Source organism: Candidatus Nanosynbacter sp. TM7-057, assembly GCF_022828295.1.
GTDB lineage: Bacteria > Patescibacteriota > Saccharimonadia > Saccharimonadales > Saccharimonadaceae > Nanosynbacter.
On record NZ_JAJQJT010000002.1, the window covers coordinates 56905 to 75656 of the forward strand.

28 protein-coding genes and 1 tRNA gene are annotated in these 18752 nt (G+C 42.5%); 21 read left to right on the plus strand and 8 right to left on the minus strand.

What is annotated here, in order from left to right; genetic code table 11:
* Nucleotides 1-8: 8 nt before the first annotated feature.
* Nucleotides 9-539: a hypothetical protein gene (locus LRM45_RS02855; RefSeq protein ID WP_243826670.1), complete on the minus strand. Its 531-nt coding sequence runs from the start codon at nt 537-539 to the stop codon at nt 9-11.
* 136 nt (nt 540-675) lie between these two features.
* Between LRM45_RS02855 and LRM45_RS02860 the strand changes: the two genes are divergently transcribed.
* The 5 genes from LRM45_RS02860 (at nt 676) to LRM45_RS02880 (ending at nt 2960) form a co-directional block, all read left to right on the plus strand.
* On the plus strand, nt 676-822 hold the full coding sequence (locus LRM45_RS02860) for a hypothetical protein (RefSeq protein WP_164999843.1): 147 nt from the start codon (nt 676-678) through the stop codon (nt 820-822).
* Nucleotides 823-846: 24 nt separating this feature from the next.
* Entirely contained in the window at nt 847-1305 is a 459-nt protein-coding gene (gene nusB, locus LRM45_RS02865; protein ID WP_243826671.1) for a transcription antitermination factor NusB, read from the plus strand.
* A complete protein-coding gene (locus LRM45_RS02870; RefSeq protein WP_164999844.1) occupies nt 1286-1783 on the plus strand; it encodes an NUDIX hydrolase in 498 nt (165 codons plus the stop codon). The genes nusB and LRM45_RS02870 overlap by 20 nt, the downstream gene beginning before the upstream one ends.
* Nucleotides 1784-2500: a ribonuclease III gene (gene rnc / locus LRM45_RS02875; protein ID WP_146422716.1), complete on the plus strand. Its 717-nt coding sequence runs from the start codon at nt 1784-1786 to the stop codon at nt 2498-2500.
* A gap of 70 nt (nt 2501-2570) precedes the next feature.
* Entirely contained in the window at nt 2571-2960 is a 390-nt protein-coding gene (locus LRM45_RS02880; RefSeq protein ID WP_243826672.1) for a KH domain-containing protein, read from the plus strand.
* A gap of 355 nt (nt 2961-3315) precedes the next feature.
* On the opposite strand, the gene LRM45_RS02885 is transcribed toward LRM45_RS02880, so the two are convergent.
* A complete protein-coding gene (locus LRM45_RS02885) occupies nt 3316-3483 on the minus strand; it encodes a hypothetical protein (protein ID WP_243826673.1) in 168 nt (55 codons plus the stop codon).
* A gap of 107 nt (nt 3484-3590) precedes the next feature.
* Here LRM45_RS02885 and trmD point away from each other — a divergent pair, with 107 nt between their 5' ends.
* Nucleotides 3591-4259, plus strand: a complete 669-nt coding sequence (trmD, locus tag LRM45_RS02890) for a tRNA (guanosine(37)-N1)-methyltransferase TrmD (RefSeq protein ID WP_243826674.1) — start codon at nt 3591-3593, stop codon at nt 4257-4259.
* 178 nt (nt 4260-4437) lie between these two features.
* On the plus strand, nt 4438-4857 hold the full coding sequence (locus LRM45_RS02895; protein WP_243826675.1) for a hypothetical protein: 420 nt from the start codon (nt 4438-4440) through the stop codon (nt 4855-4857).
* Between the two features lie 21 nt (nt 4858-4878).
* Here LRM45_RS02895 and LRM45_RS02900 read toward each other — a convergent pair.
* Nucleotides 4879-4953: transfer RNA gene (locus LRM45_RS02900), tRNA-Gln, on the minus strand.
* A gap of 79 nt (nt 4954-5032) precedes the next feature.
* Between LRM45_RS02900 and LRM45_RS02905 the strand changes: the two genes are divergently transcribed.
* The 3 genes from LRM45_RS02905 to LRM45_RS02915 are packed head-to-tail and all read left to right on the plus strand — an operon-like array spanning nt 5033 to nt 7144.
* Entirely contained in the window at nt 5033-5515 is a 483-nt protein-coding gene (locus LRM45_RS02905) for a phosphatase PAP2 family protein (protein WP_243826676.1), read from the plus strand.
* A gap of 45 nt (nt 5516-5560) precedes the next feature.
* Nucleotides 5561-6055 (plus strand): hypothetical protein, encoded by a 495-nt coding sequence (locus tag LRM45_RS02910; RefSeq protein ID WP_243826677.1) that lies wholly within the window; start codon nt 5561-5563, stop codon nt 6053-6055.
* An 18-nt stretch (nt 6056-6073) separates the two neighbouring features.
* Entirely contained in the window at nt 6074-7144 is a 1071-nt protein-coding gene (locus tag LRM45_RS02915; RefSeq protein ID WP_129635359.1) for a DNA recombination protein RmuC, read from the plus strand.
* A 52-nt stretch (nt 7145-7196) separates the two neighbouring features.
* Here the strand turns inward: LRM45_RS02915 and LRM45_RS02920 are convergent, their stop codons facing one another.
* Nucleotides 7197-8132 carry an MIP/aquaporin family protein gene (locus LRM45_RS02920; RefSeq protein WP_243826678.1) on the minus strand — a complete coding sequence of 312 codons (936 nt, stop codon included), beginning with the start codon at nt 8130-8132 and terminating at the stop codon, nt 7197-7199.
* A gap of 57 nt (nt 8133-8189) precedes the next feature.
* Here LRM45_RS02920 and LRM45_RS02925 point away from each other — a divergent pair, with 57 nt between their 5' ends.
* From LRM45_RS02925 to LRM45_RS02940, 4 genes are all read left to right on the plus strand, one after another.
* Nucleotides 8190-8426 carry a hypothetical protein gene (locus LRM45_RS02925; RefSeq protein WP_129631287.1) on the plus strand — a complete coding sequence of 79 codons (237 nt, stop codon included), beginning with the start codon at nt 8190-8192 and terminating at the stop codon, nt 8424-8426.
* 1 nt (nt 8427) lies between these two features.
* Nucleotides 8428-9471, plus strand: coding sequence for a phenylalanine--tRNA ligase subunit alpha (gene pheS, locus LRM45_RS02930; protein ID WP_243826679.1), 1044 nt, complete (start codon nt 8428-8430; stop codon nt 9469-9471).
* 122 nt (nt 9472-9593) lie between these two features.
* A complete protein-coding gene (locus tag LRM45_RS02935) occupies nt 9594-10916 on the plus strand; it encodes an FAD-dependent oxidoreductase (protein ID WP_243826680.1) in 1323 nt (440 codons plus the stop codon).
* A gap of 9 nt (nt 10917-10925) precedes the next feature.
* Nucleotides 10926-11387 carry an HIT family protein gene (locus tag LRM45_RS02940; RefSeq protein ID WP_243826681.1) on the plus strand — a complete coding sequence of 154 codons (462 nt, stop codon included), beginning with the start codon at nt 10926-10928 and terminating at the stop codon, nt 11385-11387.
* 7 nt (nt 11388-11394) lie between these two features.
* On the opposite strand, the gene LRM45_RS02945 is transcribed toward LRM45_RS02940, so the two are convergent.
* The gene (locus tag LRM45_RS02945) at nt 11395-12390 is read right to left on the minus strand and encodes a serine aminopeptidase domain-containing protein (RefSeq protein WP_243826682.1); all 996 of its coding nucleotides are present in this window, start codon (nt 12388-12390) and stop codon (nt 11395-11397) included.
* A gap of 70 nt (nt 12391-12460) precedes the next feature.
* Here LRM45_RS02945 and LRM45_RS02950 point away from each other — a divergent pair, with 70 nt between their 5' ends.
* From LRM45_RS02950 to LRM45_RS02960, 3 genes are all read left to right on the plus strand, one after another.
* On the plus strand, nt 12461-13111 hold the full coding sequence (locus LRM45_RS02950; protein WP_243826683.1) for an ATP-binding protein: 651 nt from the start codon (nt 12461-12463) through the stop codon (nt 13109-13111).
* Between the two features lie 57 nt (nt 13112-13168).
* Nucleotides 13169-14386, plus strand: a complete 1218-nt coding sequence (locus LRM45_RS02955) for an ATP-dependent nuclease (RefSeq protein WP_243826684.1) — start codon at nt 13169-13171, stop codon at nt 14384-14386.
* Nucleotides 14387-14465: 79 nt separating this feature from the next.
* Complete coding sequence (locus LRM45_RS02960; protein ID WP_243826685.1) at nt 14466-14807, plus strand: ASCH domain-containing protein; 342 nt, start codon at nt 14466-14468, stop codon at nt 14805-14807.
* Nucleotides 14808-14874: 67 nt separating this feature from the next.
* On the opposite strand, the gene LRM45_RS02965 is transcribed toward LRM45_RS02960, so the two are convergent.
* The 3 genes from LRM45_RS02965 to LRM45_RS02975 all read right to left on the minus strand — a co-directional run bounded on the left by LRM45_RS02965 (nt 14875) and on the right by LRM45_RS02975 (nt 16185).
* Nucleotides 14875-15255, minus strand: coding sequence for a hypothetical protein (locus LRM45_RS02965; RefSeq protein WP_243826686.1), 381 nt, complete (start codon nt 15253-15255; stop codon nt 14875-14877).
* Nucleotides 15256-15350: 95 nt separating this feature from the next.
* Nucleotides 15351-15734, minus strand: a complete 384-nt coding sequence (locus LRM45_RS02970; protein WP_243826687.1) for a hypothetical protein — start codon at nt 15732-15734, stop codon at nt 15351-15353.
* Between the two features lie 175 nt (nt 15735-15909).
* Entirely contained in the window at nt 15910-16185 is a 276-nt protein-coding gene (locus LRM45_RS02975; protein WP_243826688.1) for a hypothetical protein, read from the minus strand.
* A 473-nt stretch (nt 16186-16658) separates the two neighbouring features.
* On the opposite strand from LRM45_RS02975, the gene LRM45_RS02980 reads away from it, so the two are divergent.
* The 4 genes from LRM45_RS02980 to LRM45_RS02995 all read left to right on the plus strand — a co-directional run bounded on the left by LRM45_RS02980 (nt 16659) and on the right by LRM45_RS02995 (nt 18744).
* A complete protein-coding gene (locus LRM45_RS02980) occupies nt 16659-16868 on the plus strand; it encodes a hypothetical protein (RefSeq protein WP_243826689.1) in 210 nt (69 codons plus the stop codon).
* Complete coding sequence (locus LRM45_RS02985; RefSeq protein WP_243826690.1) at nt 16865-17065, plus strand: hypothetical protein; 201 nt, start codon at nt 16865-16867, stop codon at nt 17063-17065. The genes LRM45_RS02980 and LRM45_RS02985 overlap by 4 nt, the downstream gene beginning before the upstream one ends.
* A gap of 70 nt (nt 17066-17135) precedes the next feature.
* Nucleotides 17136-17903, plus strand: a complete 768-nt coding sequence (locus tag LRM45_RS02990; protein WP_243826691.1) for a PD-(D/E)XK nuclease-like domain-containing protein — start codon at nt 17136-17138, stop codon at nt 17901-17903.
* A 13-nt stretch (nt 17904-17916) separates the two neighbouring features.
* Nucleotides 17917-18744 (plus strand): ATP-binding protein, encoded by an 828-nt coding sequence (locus tag LRM45_RS02995; RefSeq protein WP_243826692.1) that lies wholly within the window; start codon nt 17917-17919, stop codon nt 18742-18744.
* Nucleotides 18745-18752: the final 8 nt, after the last annotated feature.

Genomic DNA, 18752 nt, shown 5'->3' on the forward strand with positions numbered 1-18752 from the left:
AAGACGGTCTATTTAGATTTGTCTTCTATTTTCGTTATGGCTATGCTTGGCTTCCCATCACCGTTTATGTCGCCTATGGCAATGTTGACGGTAGTTCCTGGTTGGATCTCTGAGTCGCCAGTCTTGCTTTTGTAGAGATCTTTCATGTAGACAGCAGTTTCGTATATGGAGCTTCTTGCTTCATTAGGGTCTATCTTATTTTCAGGATTTTCCTCGTTATATTCTTCCATAGCCGCTTCGGCTGCTGAAGTCGGATTTTCTCCCTCTTCAAGTGTGACGGTGTGAATTTCTGTATCTTCTGGCAGCTCCGTAATGACTCCATTGCTATAATTCTCTACAACTTGAGCTACTTGGTGGGCAGGGCTTGGTCCTTTTTCTGGTGATTTAGGGCTATAGAATAAGCCTGAGGCGTTCGCAGCTCCAGCTAATCCTAACGCGGCCAATGCTACTGCACCGATCTTAACTACAGATTTTGGTATTTCTATTACAGACCTGTCATCTTCATTATTGCTTTGTGATGTAAATCGTTCCGTGTTCATGTTTGCTATATTACCATAAACAACATAAAAAGTCAATATTATTATCTAATTTTGCAGACAAGCTCTTGAGATTGTCTAATAAAAAAGGTATAATGGTACGTAAGTTTTATGACAACCTAAAAGAGGAGAACAAATTATGGCACAACCTAAGAAACAGAGCAGCCCACGTAAAACTGGTCTTCGTCGCAGCCACTTAGTATTAAAATTGGCACGTCGTGTTAACGCAACTTCACCAGTTAAGGTAAAAACAACCAAGCGTGAAACTGGTAAAACAACAAAATAATAATTACGAACAGGACGCTTAATAATGGCATCAAACCGTCATTTGGGACGAATTGTCGCATTGCAAACACTTTATGAACATGAATTTCGCAAAGAGGTTGGCGATAGCGATGTTGACTATAAGACTATTTTAAAGCGTAATTTGGCTGAATATAAATCATCAGTTGACGACATTGAATTTATCGATAATTTGATCAGCGGCATACTTTCGATACAGAGTCAATTGGATGAGAAATTACAGCCATTGGCGCCAGAATGGCCTATCAGTCAGTTGCCGCGAATTGATCGGGCAGTACTTAGAATTGGTTTATATGAATTGCTATATTGTGCAGATACTGTTCCACCAAAAGTGGTGATTAACGAAGCAGTAGAATTAGCAAAAGCGTTCGGTTCGGATAACTCGGGTAAGTTTGTGAATGGCGTGCTTGGCACGGCACTCCGTACTCTCGTGGAGGAGTCCGACAGTGAGAACAAGCAACTTTGATAAGATAAAAAAATATTTTAGTGGCAGCAAGAAGCCATTGATTCAGGAAATTGTACGCGAGCCAACTGCTGGTGGTGTGATTTTTCGTCGTAATAAAAAGGGTGAGGCGGAATTTTTGCTTTATCAAGACGCTCGCGACCGCTGGACAATTCCCAAAGGTCATATTGAGCCAGGTGAAACAGCTCAAGTGACGGCTCGTAGGGAAATCGGCGAGGAAACTGGATTGAAGAAAATTGAACTGCACGGCTGGCTAGGCAAGGTAAATTTTCGTTATCGTCGAATTGATAAATTGGTATTGATGACAACGCAAGTTTATCTAGTTAAGGCACTAGATCCTAATGAGAAACTCCAAAAGGAAGAGTGGATGAATGGTCTTAAATGGTTTAGTTTTCATGAGGCGCTGGATGAAGTTGAATATGAAGATATTGGCAAGCTGATTCTTTTGGCGATGAAACGAATTAGACAGGAGAATTTATAAATGAACGGAATGAACACTGCGCCATATCAAGATTTTGCGCGCGAAAAATTAGGTTTTGAATTTACGAATTTGGATTTGCTGATTACAGCTTTGACTCACCGTAGCTATGTGAATGAGCACCGAAAATCCGTTCATCATCACAATGAGCGCTTGGAATTCTTAGGCGATGCGGTTTTGGAATTGGCGGTAACGGAATATTTGTTTACGCATTTTTCTGAGCCAGAGGGAATTTTGACTGCTTGGCGGGCAGCTTTGGTGCGAACGGAAAGTATTGGCGATGCTGGCGATAAGTTGGGTTATGGTCCGCTGATTCGTATGTCAAAGGGCGAGAAGAACGGCTCGGAGCGAGCGCATTTACAGATTTTAGCCAATGCATTTGAGGCGGTAATTGGCGCTATTTATTTGGAGCGTGGTTTTGATGATGCTCGCGATTTTATTCACAAGCATATAATTGTTAAGTTGGATGGAATTTTGGAGTCGGGCAGCTGGCGTGATCCGAAGTCGTATTTGCAGGAGATTTCTCAGCGAGTTGACAATCAAACGCCGGTATATAAAGTCCTGAGCGAAGAAGGTCCAGATCACGATAAGGTCTTTACCCTTGGGGTTTTTGTTGGCGATAATATGATGGGGCGAGGCATTGGTCCATCTAAGCAAGTTGCCCAACAGCAAGCTGCTCGTGCTGCAATTGCTAAATATAAAGAATCTGGCGAGAAATAATTAAAGTTTGCACGGCGTAAACTGCTCGTGTATAATGAAAATACAGTTTAATTCCAGGAGGAGGGGCAGAATGTCAACAATAGATCAGCAGTTTGTAGAATATACTGTAAAGGCGTTGGTTGGACATCCAGAAGACGTCATAGTAGACCGAACAATTGATGAAAAAGGCGTTTTACTAACATTGACAGTTAATCCAGCAGATTTGGGTCGAGTTATTGGTAAGCGTGGCAGTACGGCACAGAGTTTGCGTACGCTTCTGCGAGCTTTGGGCGCAAAGAATGACGCTCGATATAACTTGAAGATCGTTAACAATGATGGTTTTTCTGGTGAGCGTGAGAGCAATAGCTATAATGATCATGCTTCTGTGGATAACTCAACAGATGAAACTGTGGAAAATGAATCATCTTACGCAGAAAACACCAGAAAAGAGCTTGCAGAACTCGACGATCTTGATATATAATTAAAACCAGTTCAAGCACAGACATTATGCGAGAACAGCTCTATGCGAGACAATGGGTAACCATTGAGAGCCTTATTTGTGCTAAAAAACCGTCCTTATTGGGGCGGTTTTTTGGTGGGGAATAATTTCTGCAAAAAGACATGAAAATAGCCCGCCAAGAGGCTCAAGCCGAGACTTAATGTCTCAAGGCGAGCTATTCTCATTGGCGGGCGTTAGCCCTTTGTGATGGGTCGAGAGATCCAACCGCCAACATCCTCTAGTGGGAAGGGTGGTTGGAGCGTGTCGATCCAGAAAATGAGTATCCCCGGCGGGAGCACCATAAGGACTTCCACCAGGAACACCACTGAGTCTTGACTCACTCGCCGTCCTTCTTATCCAGGTACTTCGTGAGGTAGCCGACGAGGCCGCCTGCAGCGACCTTACCGCCGCTCCAGATGATATTGGTGAGGGCACGCACGATCAGCGGGGAGACGACGATGAGAACCATGACGATGAACATGGAAATGAGAGCAGTAGCAGTCATTGTAGTTGTCCTTTCTATGTAAGGGCTACTTCTGTTCGGTTGAACAAAAGCTGATACATATATATCATACCTGGACAAAAAAGTCAATACTTGCTACACTGTAACAGATGAGAAAGTTTCAAGTAATTACGCTTTTCCCAGAAATGACGACGGGAGTTTTTAATAATTCCATGATGTGGAAGGCTCAGAAAGACGGTATCGTGGAGCTTACGACGGTGAATCTGCGGGAGTTTGGTTTGGGTCCTCGTCGTCAGGTTGACGATACTCCTTATGGCGGCGGCGACGGGATGCTTCTTATGATTGAGCCGTTATGGAAAGCGGTAGAATTTGCGAAATCTCAAGATGAAACAGCGAAAGTGGTATTAATGAGTCCGCGCGGGCAACGCTGGAAGCAGGCTAAAGCTCAGAAAGAAGCCGATGATGACAGGGGTGTGATATTTATTTGCGGGCGATACGAGGGTGTTGATGAGCGAATTTTAGAACTAGTTGATGAACAATGGAGTATTGGCGATTTTGTGCTGACGGGCGGAGAGCTGGCGGCAATGATGATGATTGATTCTATTGTTAGGTTGATTCCTGGAGTTTTGGGCGGCGAAAAGTCTGCGGAAATTGAAAGTTTTTCAGATGGAGAAACGTTGGAATTTCCGCAATATACACGACCTGAGGAGTTTAAAGGTTTACGTGTGCCGGATGTTTTATTGAGCGGACACCACGGAAAAATTGTCGAGTGGCGCGCTGAACAATCGCGGATATTGACCAATAAAAATACCCCATAGAGACGGGGTATTTTAAGTTGTGGTGGATTTGTCGTAGAGCGAAAGATACTGTTTTATGGTGTTTATTTTTGTAACGTTCGCTGATTTAACTTTATGACGTTTTTACAAAAAGTGCAAGTGCTTTCGTAAAAAATACAACAAGCTTGAGCTTTTTTGACGCGCAAGCTATACTGAAATTATGTCTAGAAAAGTGAATAAAGTTGTTAAATTGATTACAGGACTATTGATAATGGTGCCATTATTATGTCAATTATTTACATTTGAGAAGTTTTCTGCGGCCCTTACCTCTGCGGGAATTACGCCATATTTAAGTCTTCCGATTGCGATAATATTGGTAGTTGTTGAGCTAATGTCGTTGCCGTTTTTAATTGATATGAATATGCCAAAAAGAATTACTCTGACGAGCAGAATGGCTGTTTTTTTGAGTTTGGGGATTATGACGGTAATTAGTTTTTTGGCGTTTGCGAATGGTCATGTGGCGGTGATATTTGGTGCAACGATAAAGAATGTGAATAATGTGGCTGCGATTTTTCTGGTATTCATGATGTGGATTTTGTTGATTTGCGCAAATTTATCGACGAAAAAAACAGCCAAATAATTGGCTGCTAAATTTCAAACTTGGCTGGGATGGAGGGATTCGAACCCCCGAATGGCGGGACCAGAACCCGCTGCCTTACCACTTGGCGACATCCCAACGGCAAACATAATTGTACTATAGAAAAATGATTTCCGCAAGCGTTTACTGGTCAGCGTTGACGCGATATACTGGTAGTATGGATTTGCAATGGATCGTGAAGCTAATTGCTGACGGACTAGTGGTGCCGGTCGTGCTAATTGGTGCGTACGCGCTGATAAAATTGGTGCCAAATAAAGAGAAATATCAAGTTTACAGCCAAGTTCTGATGGCTGGTTTGACTGCTTATGTGGCGGCAAAAATTATCGGGTCAATTTATCAACCAGATCAAATGCGTCCGTTCGAGATTTTGGGCGTATCTGCCGGCGCGTCATTCCTTAATAATCCGGGTTTTCCGTCTGATCACGCGCTATTTACAATGGCAATTACTTTGGCGGTATTTTTCGGAGCGAAGAGCTGGCGGCTAGCTGTTGTTTGTTTGGTTATGACAATCTTAATATGTGTCGGTCGGGTTATTGCTCTGGTGCATACGCCACTTGACGTTATTGGCGGATTATTGATTGCTTGCGTAGGGATTATTTGGTATAAACCGATGAATCTCCTGAAAAAGCATAATATTTAAGCAAATACATTTGCAATATTGACAAGTTTACGTTACAATTTACGTATGAAATTATTGTCAGCTATTTTCCGTGAAGAAATATCAGATTACACATATCCATTTTCAAGGCGAGTTTTCTTGAGGATTTTGGCGATTTTAGTTGCTAGCGGCGTGGCTATCTGGTTGCTGGCGCTTGCGTTTGATAAATTTATGATTACACCCGTATTTTGCGCGAACGCTGAGCATATTTCTATTTGCGCAAACAGCACGAGCATCGCATCTTACGTTGCGTTAGTTTTGGCGGGAATTATGCTAGTTCCAGTGTTGGCGGTATTTGGTATTAAGCGACCTTTGCTAGTAGTAATCGCGGCAACTGTGTCATTGTGGGGTGTTACATTATGGGCTGGCGGATCTTGGATTTTGTCATTGCTATGGGTGGTTTTGGCTACAGTTTTGGTATATTTGTCGTTAATCTGGTTGAACAGAATTCGTGGCAATGGCGCAGCAATTTTATTTATGGCAATATTTGCAATTTTGGCGCGAGTTGTCTTAGCGTTATAATCACTGTACACTAAGTGTATGGAAATCATTATCATTATTCTCTTAATTGTTATTACTATTGGTTTGGGTGCGACTTTATTTGTCCTGCAATCAAAAATCAGCGAGCTAAAAAATCAATCATCCGTCGAGTTGATTAAAACCGATGTCGTGGAATTGGGGCGAACTATTGCGAAACTGAATGAATCCGTTAGCGATAAGTTGGAGCGAAGTAATGCGCAAGTCCAAACTTCCGTACAGAAACAATTGTCGGAAAGCGCAAAGTTGGTAGCTGACGTGACGCAGCGATTGGCAAAATTGGACGAAACCAATAAGCGTGTGGTTGATGTGGCGACCGATCTTAAAACCTTGCAAAACGTGCTGCAGAATCCAAAGCAACGCGGGGTTTTTGGTGAGTTTTATCTGGAAAGCGTGCTGGATAATGTTTTGCCAGCCAAGCAATATCAAATGCAATATCGCTTCAAGGATGGCGAAATTGTTGACGCGGTTATTTTTCTGGACAAGGGTCAAATATTGCCGGTGGACAGTAAGTTTTCTTTGGAGAATTACAATCGCATGATTAACGCCGAGACAAAATCTGAGCGTGAAATGTGGCTAAATAAGGTGAAGGCTGACCTTAAGGGGCGAATCGACGAAACTAGTAAATATATTCGTCCGCGCGAAAACACCATGGACTTTGCCTTTATGTTTATTCCTAGCGAATCTTTGTATTACGATCTTCTGATTAACAATGTTGGTCAGGGTGGTTCGAGTCGCGATTTGATTGAATACGCGTTCCGGGACAAGCGGGTTATTATTGTGAGCCCGACTAGTTTTCTGGCGTACCTGCAGACCGTTCTTCAGGGGCTTCGTAGTTTGCAAATTGAGGAGCAGGCCAAAGATATTCAAGTTCGAGTTGGGCAATTGGGCGTTCACATTAAAAAGTTTGACGAGCTGATGACAAAAATGGGCAAGAGTTTAAGTACGACCGTTGGTCATTATAACAATACGTACAAGGAGCTAGGGAAGATCGATAAGGATGTCGTGCGAATTTCTGGTGGCGATAACCAAGCGCAGCCGGAGCTGATTGATCGGCCGACTCAGGAAGATTGACATAAAAAATACCCCGCCGATTAAGCGGGATATTTTATTGTGAAGTTATAATCTATTCTTCGTCTTTGTTTCGGTAATTGACGAGTAGAAATAGGTTACCGCCTAATGCTGCACCGATTAGGGTAGCGGCAATTACTTCCAGGCTAAAGCGTGAATAGCTTTTTTCACCTTCAGCTGGCAATACTCCGTTGCTGCGTAGTTGAGAGTCGGTTTTTTCTGTAACAGCCAAAGAAACTGCTGGGTTCAAAGTTGCGCCTGAGATGTAGATCTCGCGTGGGTAAGTGCGGCCGTTTTTCTCAGTTTGAGTAGTACTTTGATCTTTTTGGATTTTTGCAATAGCAGTACTTTTAATGTATGAAGAGATTGAGCCAGATACGACAAGACCAATCATCAATGCCAAGCCAATTCCAAAAGCTTGACCAGCTGCTTTGATTTCTTTGCGCTGCAAAACTGCGGCGACGCCAAATACAAAAACTGCAGTGCCGACTAATTCCATCGCGAAGATGCTCCAAGAGAACGCGGTGAATTGGTCGAAGCTTAGGGCAAATCCGCCGTTGGTCAATGAGCCTACAAGTACGATAGCCGCCATTGCGCCGAGGAATTGTGCGCCCCAGTAAAATGGTACAAGTACGGTCTTTAGCTTACGCATCGTCCATAGACCAAACGTGACAGCTGGGTTTACGTGTGCACCAGAAATGTTGCCGATAATTGCAACGATGAACATCAACGCAAAACCGACATACATTGATGACAAAATGTCTGATGCGAATAATGCGGCAAGTGTCAAAATGAATGTGCCGATAACTTCTGCAATAACGATGTTAATTAAATTGTTTGGTAATTTAGAATCTAGTTTGACACGCTTGTTTTTAGCGGTAGATTCAGCAACGACGTACTTGACGGTCGTTTTTGTTTCAGTCTTAGCGGCAGCGGTTTTCTTTTCTGCAGCTTTAACTGGGGCTTTCTTTGAAGTTTTCTTCGTAGCCATATTCCCTCCTTAAAGTAATATCACGACTATTATAACATAATTTGCTATACTGTAGTTATGGGATTATTTGTAAATCAACAAGATCAGCGTAGTGAATTGCAAGAGCGAATTGCGGCGGAATTAAGAGAGAAGGCGAAAGCTTCGAGTTTGCAAGAAAAGGCAACTATGGACGGCGTCGACGACATAAGATATTTGGAAGGCACGAAACAGACGACGACTTTGGCGTGGGCGTGGATTTTAATTGCTATTATGGCTGGTGCGGTGATTGTAATGTTTTTAATGCAAGGACGATAAAATGGTTGACTTAGACGAATTGAGAAGAGAAATAATTTTGGCGGTTTCGCAATCCAAATCTCCGCGTGAGTTTTTACGTGATCGACGACTTAGGGAGTTGTACGATCAAATCAAGTCATTGCCACCAGTTGAGCGTGGTCCGTTCGGTAGGCAGATTAACGAGCTGAAGCAGGCTGTTGAACAGGCTATTGCTGTACGACTGGAAGAGCTGGAAAAAGTTGACTTGAAACCGATTGACGTTACGGCGCCGATGGATATGAATTCTCCAAAACCTGAACTTTTGCCGAGCGAACAAGGCACGATTCATCCGCTGAGCGCTGAAATTGAGCGCATTTCTGAGATCTTTAATCGCATGGGTTTTGTTACGGAAGAGTCCAGAGAGATTGACGATCAATTCCATATGTTTGAGAGCCTGAATTTTCCAAAAGGTCATCCAGCGCGCGACGATTACGATACGTTTATGACAGAGGAAACTGATTCTAATGGCGATCGTTTGATTGCTCCAGCACATACGTCGACTATGCAAAATCGTGTGCTAATGAAATATCGCGACAATTTGGAAAAAGGCGAGGCGATTGCCGCTATCGTTCCTGATCGTGTTTTCCGCAACGAAGATTTGGATGCGCGCCACGAGCATACGTTTTATCAAGTCGAAGGCGTGTACGTTTCGCGTCGGGTTAATGTTGGCAATTTGATTGCTACGCTGCAAGAATTTTTGCAGGAATATTATGGCAAGAAACTTGACGTTCGCGTTAATCCATTCTACTTTCCGTTCACTGAGCCGAGCTTCGAGTTTGCGTTAAGTTGTCCGTTTTGTGAAGGAAAAAATCCTGATTGTAAAGTCTGCTCTGGTGAAGGTTGGATCGAACTGTTAGGCTGCGGCATGATCCACCCGAAAGTATTGGAAGCTGCTGACATCGATCCAGATGAATACACCGGTTTTGCCTTTGGCTGCGGAATCGACCGCTTGGTTATGATGAAGTATGGAATCGAAGATGTCCGTCATTTTGAGAGCGGCAAGTTGGACTTTTTGGAGCAGTTTTAAGGAGCTATTACACACGATAATAGTAGTAGCCCAAAAACTTGTAATAAAAAAGGCAGTCCTGTGTGCCGATAGAGAATTTGTTGCAGCGAGAGAGATCGCTAAAAAAGATAGGAGGAGGTAAAATGGATACACAACAATTTGACGCACTTATCATTGGTTTTGGCAAAGCTGGCAAAACATTGGCGGTAGCGCTGGCAAATGCGGAAAAAAAGGTAGCGCTAGTGGAGCGGTCGCCAAAGATGTATGGCGGCACCTGTATTAATATTGCTTGTATTCCTACTAAGGTGCTAGTCAATGCAGCCGAACATCATCAAAATTTTGATGAGGCGATGGCACGTAAGACAACAGTGGTAGCGCGGTTGAATGAGAAGAACTATCATATGCTTGCGGATCGTGAAACAGTGAGCGTCATTGAGGGTGAGGCATCGTTCGTAGATGATCGTACTGTGAAGGTTGTGGCGGGTAGCGACGAGCTAGTAGTTAGTGCACCGCAGATTTTTATTAACACCGGTGCGGAATCAATCATCCCAGATATTCCAGGTGTTGATAAGCCGTTTGTGTATACCAGTACTGAATTGCTGGATAGAATGACGCAGCCAAAACAGCTAGCTATCATTGGTGGCGGTTATATTGGGTTAGAATTTGCCTCAACTTATGCCAAACTTGGTACAAAAGTAACAGTATTTGAGAGGGGCGATGCTCTGCTTGCACGTGAAGATCCAGCAATTGCTCGGGCTGCTACTGAAGCATTGCAGGCACAGGGTATTGAGATTGTGTTTAGTGTGGATGTGACAGCGATTGAGGGTGAGTCTACTGCGACGATTCGCACAGTAAATCATGATGATTACGCTGGTTATGATGCGGTTTTGATGGCCACGGGCCGTCGCCCGGCAACGATGAGCTTGAATTTACCAGCTGCTGGTGTAGCGACGGATGAGCGCGGGGCAATTGTGGTTGATGAAACACTTCGTACTAGTCGGTCGCACATTTGGGCAATGGGCGATGTAACGGGTGGGCCACAATTTACCTATGCGTCGCTGGACGATTTTCGGATTGTGAGAAGCCAGTTGCTGGGTGACGGTCTGTACACTCGCGCCAAACAAAAAACCTTGCCGTACACGGTCTTTATGCAAACGCCGCTAGGTCGGGTGGGTATGACAGAGGCTGAGGCGCGTGCGACGGGGTGCGAAATTATCGTAAAAGAGCTGCCTGCTATGGCGATTCCACGCCTGCATGTTGATAATGCTACAACAGGATTGCTGCGTGCGGTGATTGATGCAAACACTGAACAAATTTTGGGTGCTAGCTTATTGTGTCGTAACTCACCAGAAGTCATTAATATTATCAAAACTGTAATGGATAATGGCCTGCCATATACTGTGCTGCGTGACCAAATATTCACTCATCCAACGGTGAGTGAGGCATTAAACGATTTATTTGCATAAAGGAGGATTATGAATCACACAATTTTTGATGACATTGTATCTGGAAAAATGAAATCTTGGAAGATTTGGGAAGATGAGAAATTCCTAGCATTTTTAACACCGTTTCCGAATACGCCAGGTTTTACTGTGGTGATTCCGAAGCAGAATCCGGGCGATTACATATTTTCTTTAGACGATAATTTATATTCCGAAATGATGCTGGCAGTGAAAAAGGTTGCCGGTATTTTGGAAAAAGCATTTGATACCCCACGAGTGGCGCTGATTTTTGAAGGCACAGGTGTGGCGCATGTGCATGCCAAATTGATGCCTCTTCATGGCGATTTGGCAAAGGGAATTGGGTCGCCAGTGTCGCACGAGCAAGCGTTTTATGAGGAATATCCCGGGTGGTTAACCACGGCTGACGGTCCAAAAATGGATGACGCTCAATTGGATGAAATTCAGGCGCGAATTTTAGCCGTGCAAGGTAAATAGTAATTTTCTATTTTGATTCTAATTTTACGTCTTTTCCTTCGTACATATCCAAATAGAACGGATATAATTTGTCGGCGTGCTTTTTAACTTCGTCTTGGTTTAAGGCTACAATGTCGTGACCGATGCCAAATGAGGCCGGAATTGAATAATATTGGAATTTGGCGCCAGAAGCTGCAGCCATTTGCTTAGGTATGTTGACTGCGAGATTTTTATCAATTGCAGTGTCGTTTTCGCTAGTTACAACCCCGACATATTTTAGCTCTGGAGCTTTTAGATCGGATTTATAGTTCTTGGCGATTATTATATATTTTCCAAGAGCGCGATATGACAAATTGCTACCCGTGAACGAATCTGGAAGAATATTACGTCCGTAAAGATTTCGTAAAAGCGGGATTTTCCAGGAAGGAGTTTCTGATGCTGAAGGTTGATAAAAAGGTGATAGAAGTAGCGCTCGTGATATCGTTTGGCTATTGTACTGAGTAATCCAGGTTGCCATATTTGCGCCGCCAGAAAGTCCGACAACTCCCGTTTCATCGCCCAAACCGCTAATTATGCTAGTGCTGGAGTTCATAAATTGTGCCATTGCTGGAATGGTAATTTCTCCATGCCGTTTGTTATCGGTGAGGCCATGGCTGGGAACGCGGGGAATGTAGACGTTGTAGCCAGCGTTGAAAAAGGTGTCGCCCAGGTCTGCGAATTGCTGTGGGCATGCGCTTACGCCGTGAATCATCATAACGGCTTTGGCGGTTCTTTTGCCGTGGGTTTTAATAATCGATCGACATTCTGATCTAACGTCGGTATTTGAAGTGTCTTCACTAACAGTACGATTTGCAGCGGCGATGGCGTCGTTATAGTTCAATTTCTCAGAGCTTGAAGATTGCAATTGCTTGGATGTTGCTGGCCAAAAGAAAGCTGCGGCGACTAATAAGGCGATTATAACGACAATTGAGCAGACTACCCGAATAGTAATTTTTATGATGCGATTTTTTCGTGAAGTATTCATGGGTATATTATAGTATATTTTAATATTATTTCAGCTTAAGCATTATAGTAGGCGTATAATAACCAACATAATGAGAGTCAATTATTTACAATTATCAAATATCCTTAGCTTTAAATACGAGGAGGATATAAACAGCGCCTTTAATATTGAATTTGACCCAGATCTTAATATTATTATTGGAGGGAACGGATCTGGCAAGTCAACGGCTTTAGAGGCTATGAATTTTGTATTCACAAGAGTCCTATTTAAGTATTGTGAGTTTAGGGATTATAATTTTTCGTTGTCAGGTGAAAATCGAAGAAATGTCCTTGTGATAGATGATCGATCTAATAATATTTCAGGTCTTCGACTCCAGCCTAATTGGAATTCGGAATCGAAACCACAGAGAATAAGAATATCATTTACACTTGATGATGTTGACAAAACTAACATGAGCCATATAACAAATAATTACACTCATATAAAAAATATATTTGAGGAGTATTCTCATATAGAATTTCCCATAGATTTTAGGCCTATAAATGGCGATATAAAAATTGTTATAGATATTATCTTTAATTATGAAAAAAGCACATACAATGTAGAATATACTGATTCCACGCCGGATTCCGTACAATTTTATCTAGAATACTACCAGGCTATCAACGAAGCTATAGCGATACATAATAATAAACATGCCGACCATGTAAAGTTATTTTTACCATCTCGTGATTCAATCTGAGCGATACATAATAATAAACATGCCGACCATGTAAAGCCTCTTGGAAGTACATTTTCTATGTTGTCTGCTTTTCGTAATTATAATACTTTCTCTCTACAAACCTCTTTGCAATCTAACCCAGCAAGCCAACTACGAGAAATTAGGCGCGATTCTTCTTATCGCAGTAATCATGATCAATCTGGTAGTGAGCCAGCTATATTCAATATTGTAAAGCTCAAGCTTGGTGAGGAATATCTTAATTTTTTAAAAGGCAAAAAGGATATTGATGAAGCCAAAGACGCTGTAAATAGTTTGAAGATGGTTAATGATATAAATAGCAAGCTTAAACTATTGAATTTAAAATTTTATATAGAACTCACGGACTTAAGAACTTGGTCATACGAATTTAGATTTTACGATACAAAAAATGAGCGGAATCTAGGAGATATTAACAGTCTTAGCGCTGGACAAAAATCGATTATGCACTTGATATTTGAGGCGTACGGTCGGGATGATGTAAATGGCGGTCTTGTTATTATCGATGAGCCGGAGATTCACTTACATTACCAATTTCAATTTGAATATCTTAAAATACTCGAAAATCTAGCGGACGAGCAAGATGTGCAATATATAATAGTAACTCATTCGGAAGGATTCATAAGCAACAAGACAATAGGGTATGTCAAACGATTTTCGCTAAATGAAGAGCGTAATTCCGTGGTGTGCGCTCCCAATATTAGAGAAGATCAAAGAAAGCTGATAGAGATTCTAAATAACACCCAAGCTGCTAGAGTGCTGTTCTTGGATAAGGTTTTATTAGTCGAGGGTCAAGATGATGAGTATTTCTTTAGAGCTGCTATAAAGATACTACATCAAGAAGCTAGTCAATACATTACTGTATATGGCGTGAATGGCGAGAGGAGCATATTTTCATTTAAATCATTTTTTGAATCTTTCGGGCTAAAAGTCTATTTTATTAAGGATCTAGATACTACAAAAACGGATTTCTATAGAGGATTTTACAAAAGTCAAAATAAGAGCCTACCGCCAGTAAAAACAGACAAGCAGATAATTGCATATAGAAACGAGCATCCTGACCTAGACGAGCAAATAGAGTTAAGATATTCATCCGACGCGTTTTATCTGAAGAAAGGAGCTATCGAACAGTACACTGGAAAACCAAAAAACATTGAGCATGTAATTGATTTTTGTGAAAATGATATGGACAATTTTCTAAAAAGCGATGACGAGAAAGCAAAAGAAATTCGTAAAATTATAGAAATTATCTCAAAATAGAGTGGTTTTCGGCTAAACGAGATATTTGAATATTTATTTATATGATGGTTTAATTATAGCAAGAAAGGCAAATAATTTTATGACCTCACACCAATTAAAATTGGCGACTGAGCCGTTTAATGCTATTATTTCTGGCAATAAGACTATCGAGTCGCGATTATATGACGTCAAACGACAGAAAATCCAGATTGGAGATCGGATTATTTTTACAAATAGAGATAATTCTGAGCAAACTGTTACCGCTGAGGTTATTGGTTTGCTGAGATACGCGACATTTCGTGACTTATTTTCTCACAATAATCCGCGAAAGTTCGGCGGTGATAATGTCGAATGGTTAGAAAATCAAATTTCTGAATTTTATTCTATTGAAGACCAAAAGATTTATGGCGTGATTGGTATTGAGTTTAAGGTTTGTCAATAAGCTTGCATATTGGCGGCGTTAATATTTCCTCTTCAGGATCTTTTCTCTGCTAGAAAATCAGTTAGAGCTAATAATCCAGAATTATCGTCGCCTTTACTTGTTTTAGGATTGCGTTCATGTTTGTGACGTTTATAGTTTTTGCTATATCAATGTTGGATTGCATCTCGGCTTCTATGTGTGAGATGGACTGTTGAATAAGAGACATCTCAAAAGGCGTAATATCGTTGATAGTTTTTTCAAATAATGTATTAGACTCGCTTGTGAATAGTGCGGACGTAAAAAATACGCTTGATTCGCTAGTCGTGCCGTCTAACTTTCCAGTAAAAGCTCGGTTGCCGCCAGCTTTTTCCGTTTCCTTTAAGAATCGCCTAATGATCAGATGCTCAAACAAGTGGCACTCGTCGTGGTCTGCTGGTAAATCGTAGACAGAGTATAGCTTATGGATCATAGGTTTATTATAACAAGGTAGTAACCCTACTCAGGTAGCTTTATACTACCAGGATGGGGTATTCTCGAACTTAGAAACGCTCAGTCAACATAAATTTACCAACTCCGCTTTTGTTTGACCGCTGCCAGATAATAGTGGCAACGACCATTTGGGTCTGAGACGAAAAATAGTTCTTCTACTTCATCATTTGGACAGATTCTGAGGTGTTGGTCATTGGCATACGGCTTGATAAGATATGTGAATTCAAACTCAAAACCGCCAGATATTTTCTTTACTTGTTGGCTCTCGTCTGTTGGGTCGGGATAGTCAATTGCTACAAGTATGAGCGACTGACCAGCTGTTGTTTGAAATAGATAATAGACCGCATCTGGATATAGCGTGATGAAAGAAGCAAATTCACGAACATATGTTGCTTCATTAAGTAAAGGAAAGGCTTGAGTGATAAAATCTGGTATTGTGATGCCGATGCTATTTTTCATGTCTTTATAATTGTACTATTTTGAGTGTGAAAAATGGACAGTTTTATGACGTGTATCGTGGTCTGCTGGTAAAGAATATGCTGAATGCAAGTTGTGAATCATGAATTTATTATATCAGTATGGAAGTTAGCTTAAATCTTATAAGCTCGGTGGCATGGTCGTACGAAGAGAGGCTTTATTCATCATAATCAAACAGGCTTCCAGCTCCCGCCGCTTTATATAAAGCATCTATCGCTAAGAGCATATCATTCTGAAGTGTTGGTTGGTTGTCAATATTCTTATCATAAAAATCCCGTAATGACTCCGGATAGTGTTCGTCGGGTGCGTCGTACAGGAACGTATCCTGCAGTAGTTTCTTCTGCTCGGGTGAAATATCATTAAAAAACTCTGGATGAAAATCATAAAACCATTCTAGGCGAGTTTGTAATTCTAGATATCTATCGTAGTTCATAGCTATATTATAATTCAGGTAATGACCCCTCTCCAAGTCTGAAGAGAGGGGAGTCCTTGAGGACTATCTCCCGCCTGCTCAAGGATGGCTGTATTTTGCCCTAGAGCAATTTTACCTTGGTTATTTGTAGTTTTCTAAGGTCGATTACTTGCCAGTAAAATGATATAATTATATCACGAAATAATCTTACATGATATAAACAGCGATTACCTCTGTTAGTCAAATCTATCGACCATGAATCGACTTCGCGTCGATTCTTTTTTTATTTGACGTAAAAATGAGGCTAGAAATCCTGTACGTTCAGCATTTGTAGCTTCATCAAACGTCAGAGGTATGTTTTTGGCAAAAACGGAGAGTTGGCTAGGAATAATTAGCAACCACGTTCAATTTGTCAGGATGTACAGGCGAAGATATCTAACAAGTATGAGAGTGACTGCGAGCACTCTTGTACGTAAAACGAAAGGAGCTGAAAGATGGCAGCGAAAAACAAACAGATCAAAAAAATCATTAGCTGGGTAGTTGGACTACCAGCCGCGATAATCGCAATCAGCGAGCCAACAGACTTGCGCCTCTGGTGGGTGCAGTTCGCGGCAATCGCGGTGCTGGCGGTCGTATTATTCGCCAACGGCGTGTTCGACGAAACTATCCAAGAATTAAAATCGCGAAAGGAGATTTGGCGATGAAGATACACGTGAACGTGATACCGTCACCAGCTGAACTGGTGACGGTACATAAGCGCGAGCCTATCAATAGGGTGATTGACAGGCTGCGCAAGTTGGACGACTGTGACTTCGACAAGTCGGTCAAAGCAGCGAAGTGGTTGCGGATTTTCGACAAAGGAATGAAGTGGATTGAGGGTAAGTTTTATGGACGAAAATAGTTTGTTTGAAAAATTAGAAAACCTAATCGATCCGACATTTCTCGACCGTGCTTTGGCAGGGGAGGCGTAAGTGGCAGACGCTTACTATAGCCGACCAGAGTGGTCATACTCATCAATGAAGCTGATTCTTGATCACGGTATCGATTACGCAGTTGCAGCTAAACGCGGAGACTTGCCAGACCTAGATAGTAAAGCTATCGATCTTGGTCAGCTGGTCCATATGCTGGTGCTCGGCGGTGAAGATCAGTTCGCTATCAGCCCGTTTGAAAACTTCTACTCGAAAGAATCCAAAGCGTGGCGTAACGAACAAAAAGCCGCCGGCAAACACATTATCACTCTGGATATGTTCAAAGCCGCTGATCAGATTTTGAAGAATATCGAGAATCACCCGTTGGCGAAGCAATACATTTTCGCCAAAGGTGCAACCTTTGAGCACGAAATGTACGCTCGCACCGCCGACGGCGTAGATATGAAAGGTAAGGCTGATGTGTTGATTCGCACTGATGAATCGGCCACGATAACCGACCTGAAAACTACCGCAAAGTTTGACAAGTTTTTCAAAACCGCGCAGTCAATGCACTACGATTTACAGTCAGCAGTTTACACACTGGTGACGGCGTCAAGCCTAGAACTAGATCCGGCGTTAGTCAAGTTTGCCTATTGTGTGGTTGAAACCGTTGCACCATACCGCGTGCAATTCATGATTGCCGGCATCGACTTTGTTGAAGCCGGCGAACGCAAGCTGCGTACGTGTGTCGACGAGATCATAAAGTTTGGCGACAGCGAGCCGAATTTCCTCATTGAAGAAGTGAGGGAGTTGGGCGACTGGAGCCTGTAAAAGAAAGGAGAATATGAAAGTCTTTAATAGTTTAGACCCGACCGAAAAACCATCAATTCTGATGGTTGTGTATGGCGAGGGCGGCGTTGGTAAAACAACGTTTGCAGCCACAGCACCACGACCGATTATCGCTGACTGCGAAAACGGTAGCAAATACTTCGGACTTCGCGGCATTGCAGCTGACGTAGCGCTGATCGAAAAATGGGACGATATGCAGGAGTTTATGCAGATCGCACTCACTGACAACTACGATACGGTGATCATCGACCCGATTGGCGAGCTGATGGAGAAGCTGATCGCCTACATGCGAAATAGAGCCGACAGCAAACTGGTCCAGCGTGACGGCAACCCGACAATGGCAGGCTGGGGCTGGTTGAAATCAACCATGCGAACGTTCTTGAAAACCATGCGTGATAGCGGTAAGCATATCGTTATCGTGGCTCACGTTCAAGAGAAAGACGATGATGGCCGAGTCATTAAACGCCCAATGGTAGCCACAAGGCTATCTGAGGAGCTGGTCAATCTGGTGGACATCGTCGGCTACATGACAACGATCAATGATAGCGAAACCGGCGACACCAAGCGACTGATTATCGTTGATCCAGCCAGCGACAAATATGTTGCAAAAGACCGTACTGGCCGACTGGGACGTTACATCGAACCAGACTTTACGAAGATCGTCGATGGCGTTCGGGGTGATGCTGAGTACGCGTGGATTACGGCAGCACCAGTATTGGCAAGCCGAGAGCAAATCGAAGCAGCCGCTAAGCCAACCATCCCAAGCTCACGTGTCGAAATGACAGACGCTCGCTTGGGCAAATCTGAAGCAGACAGGAAATAAAGGAGGAT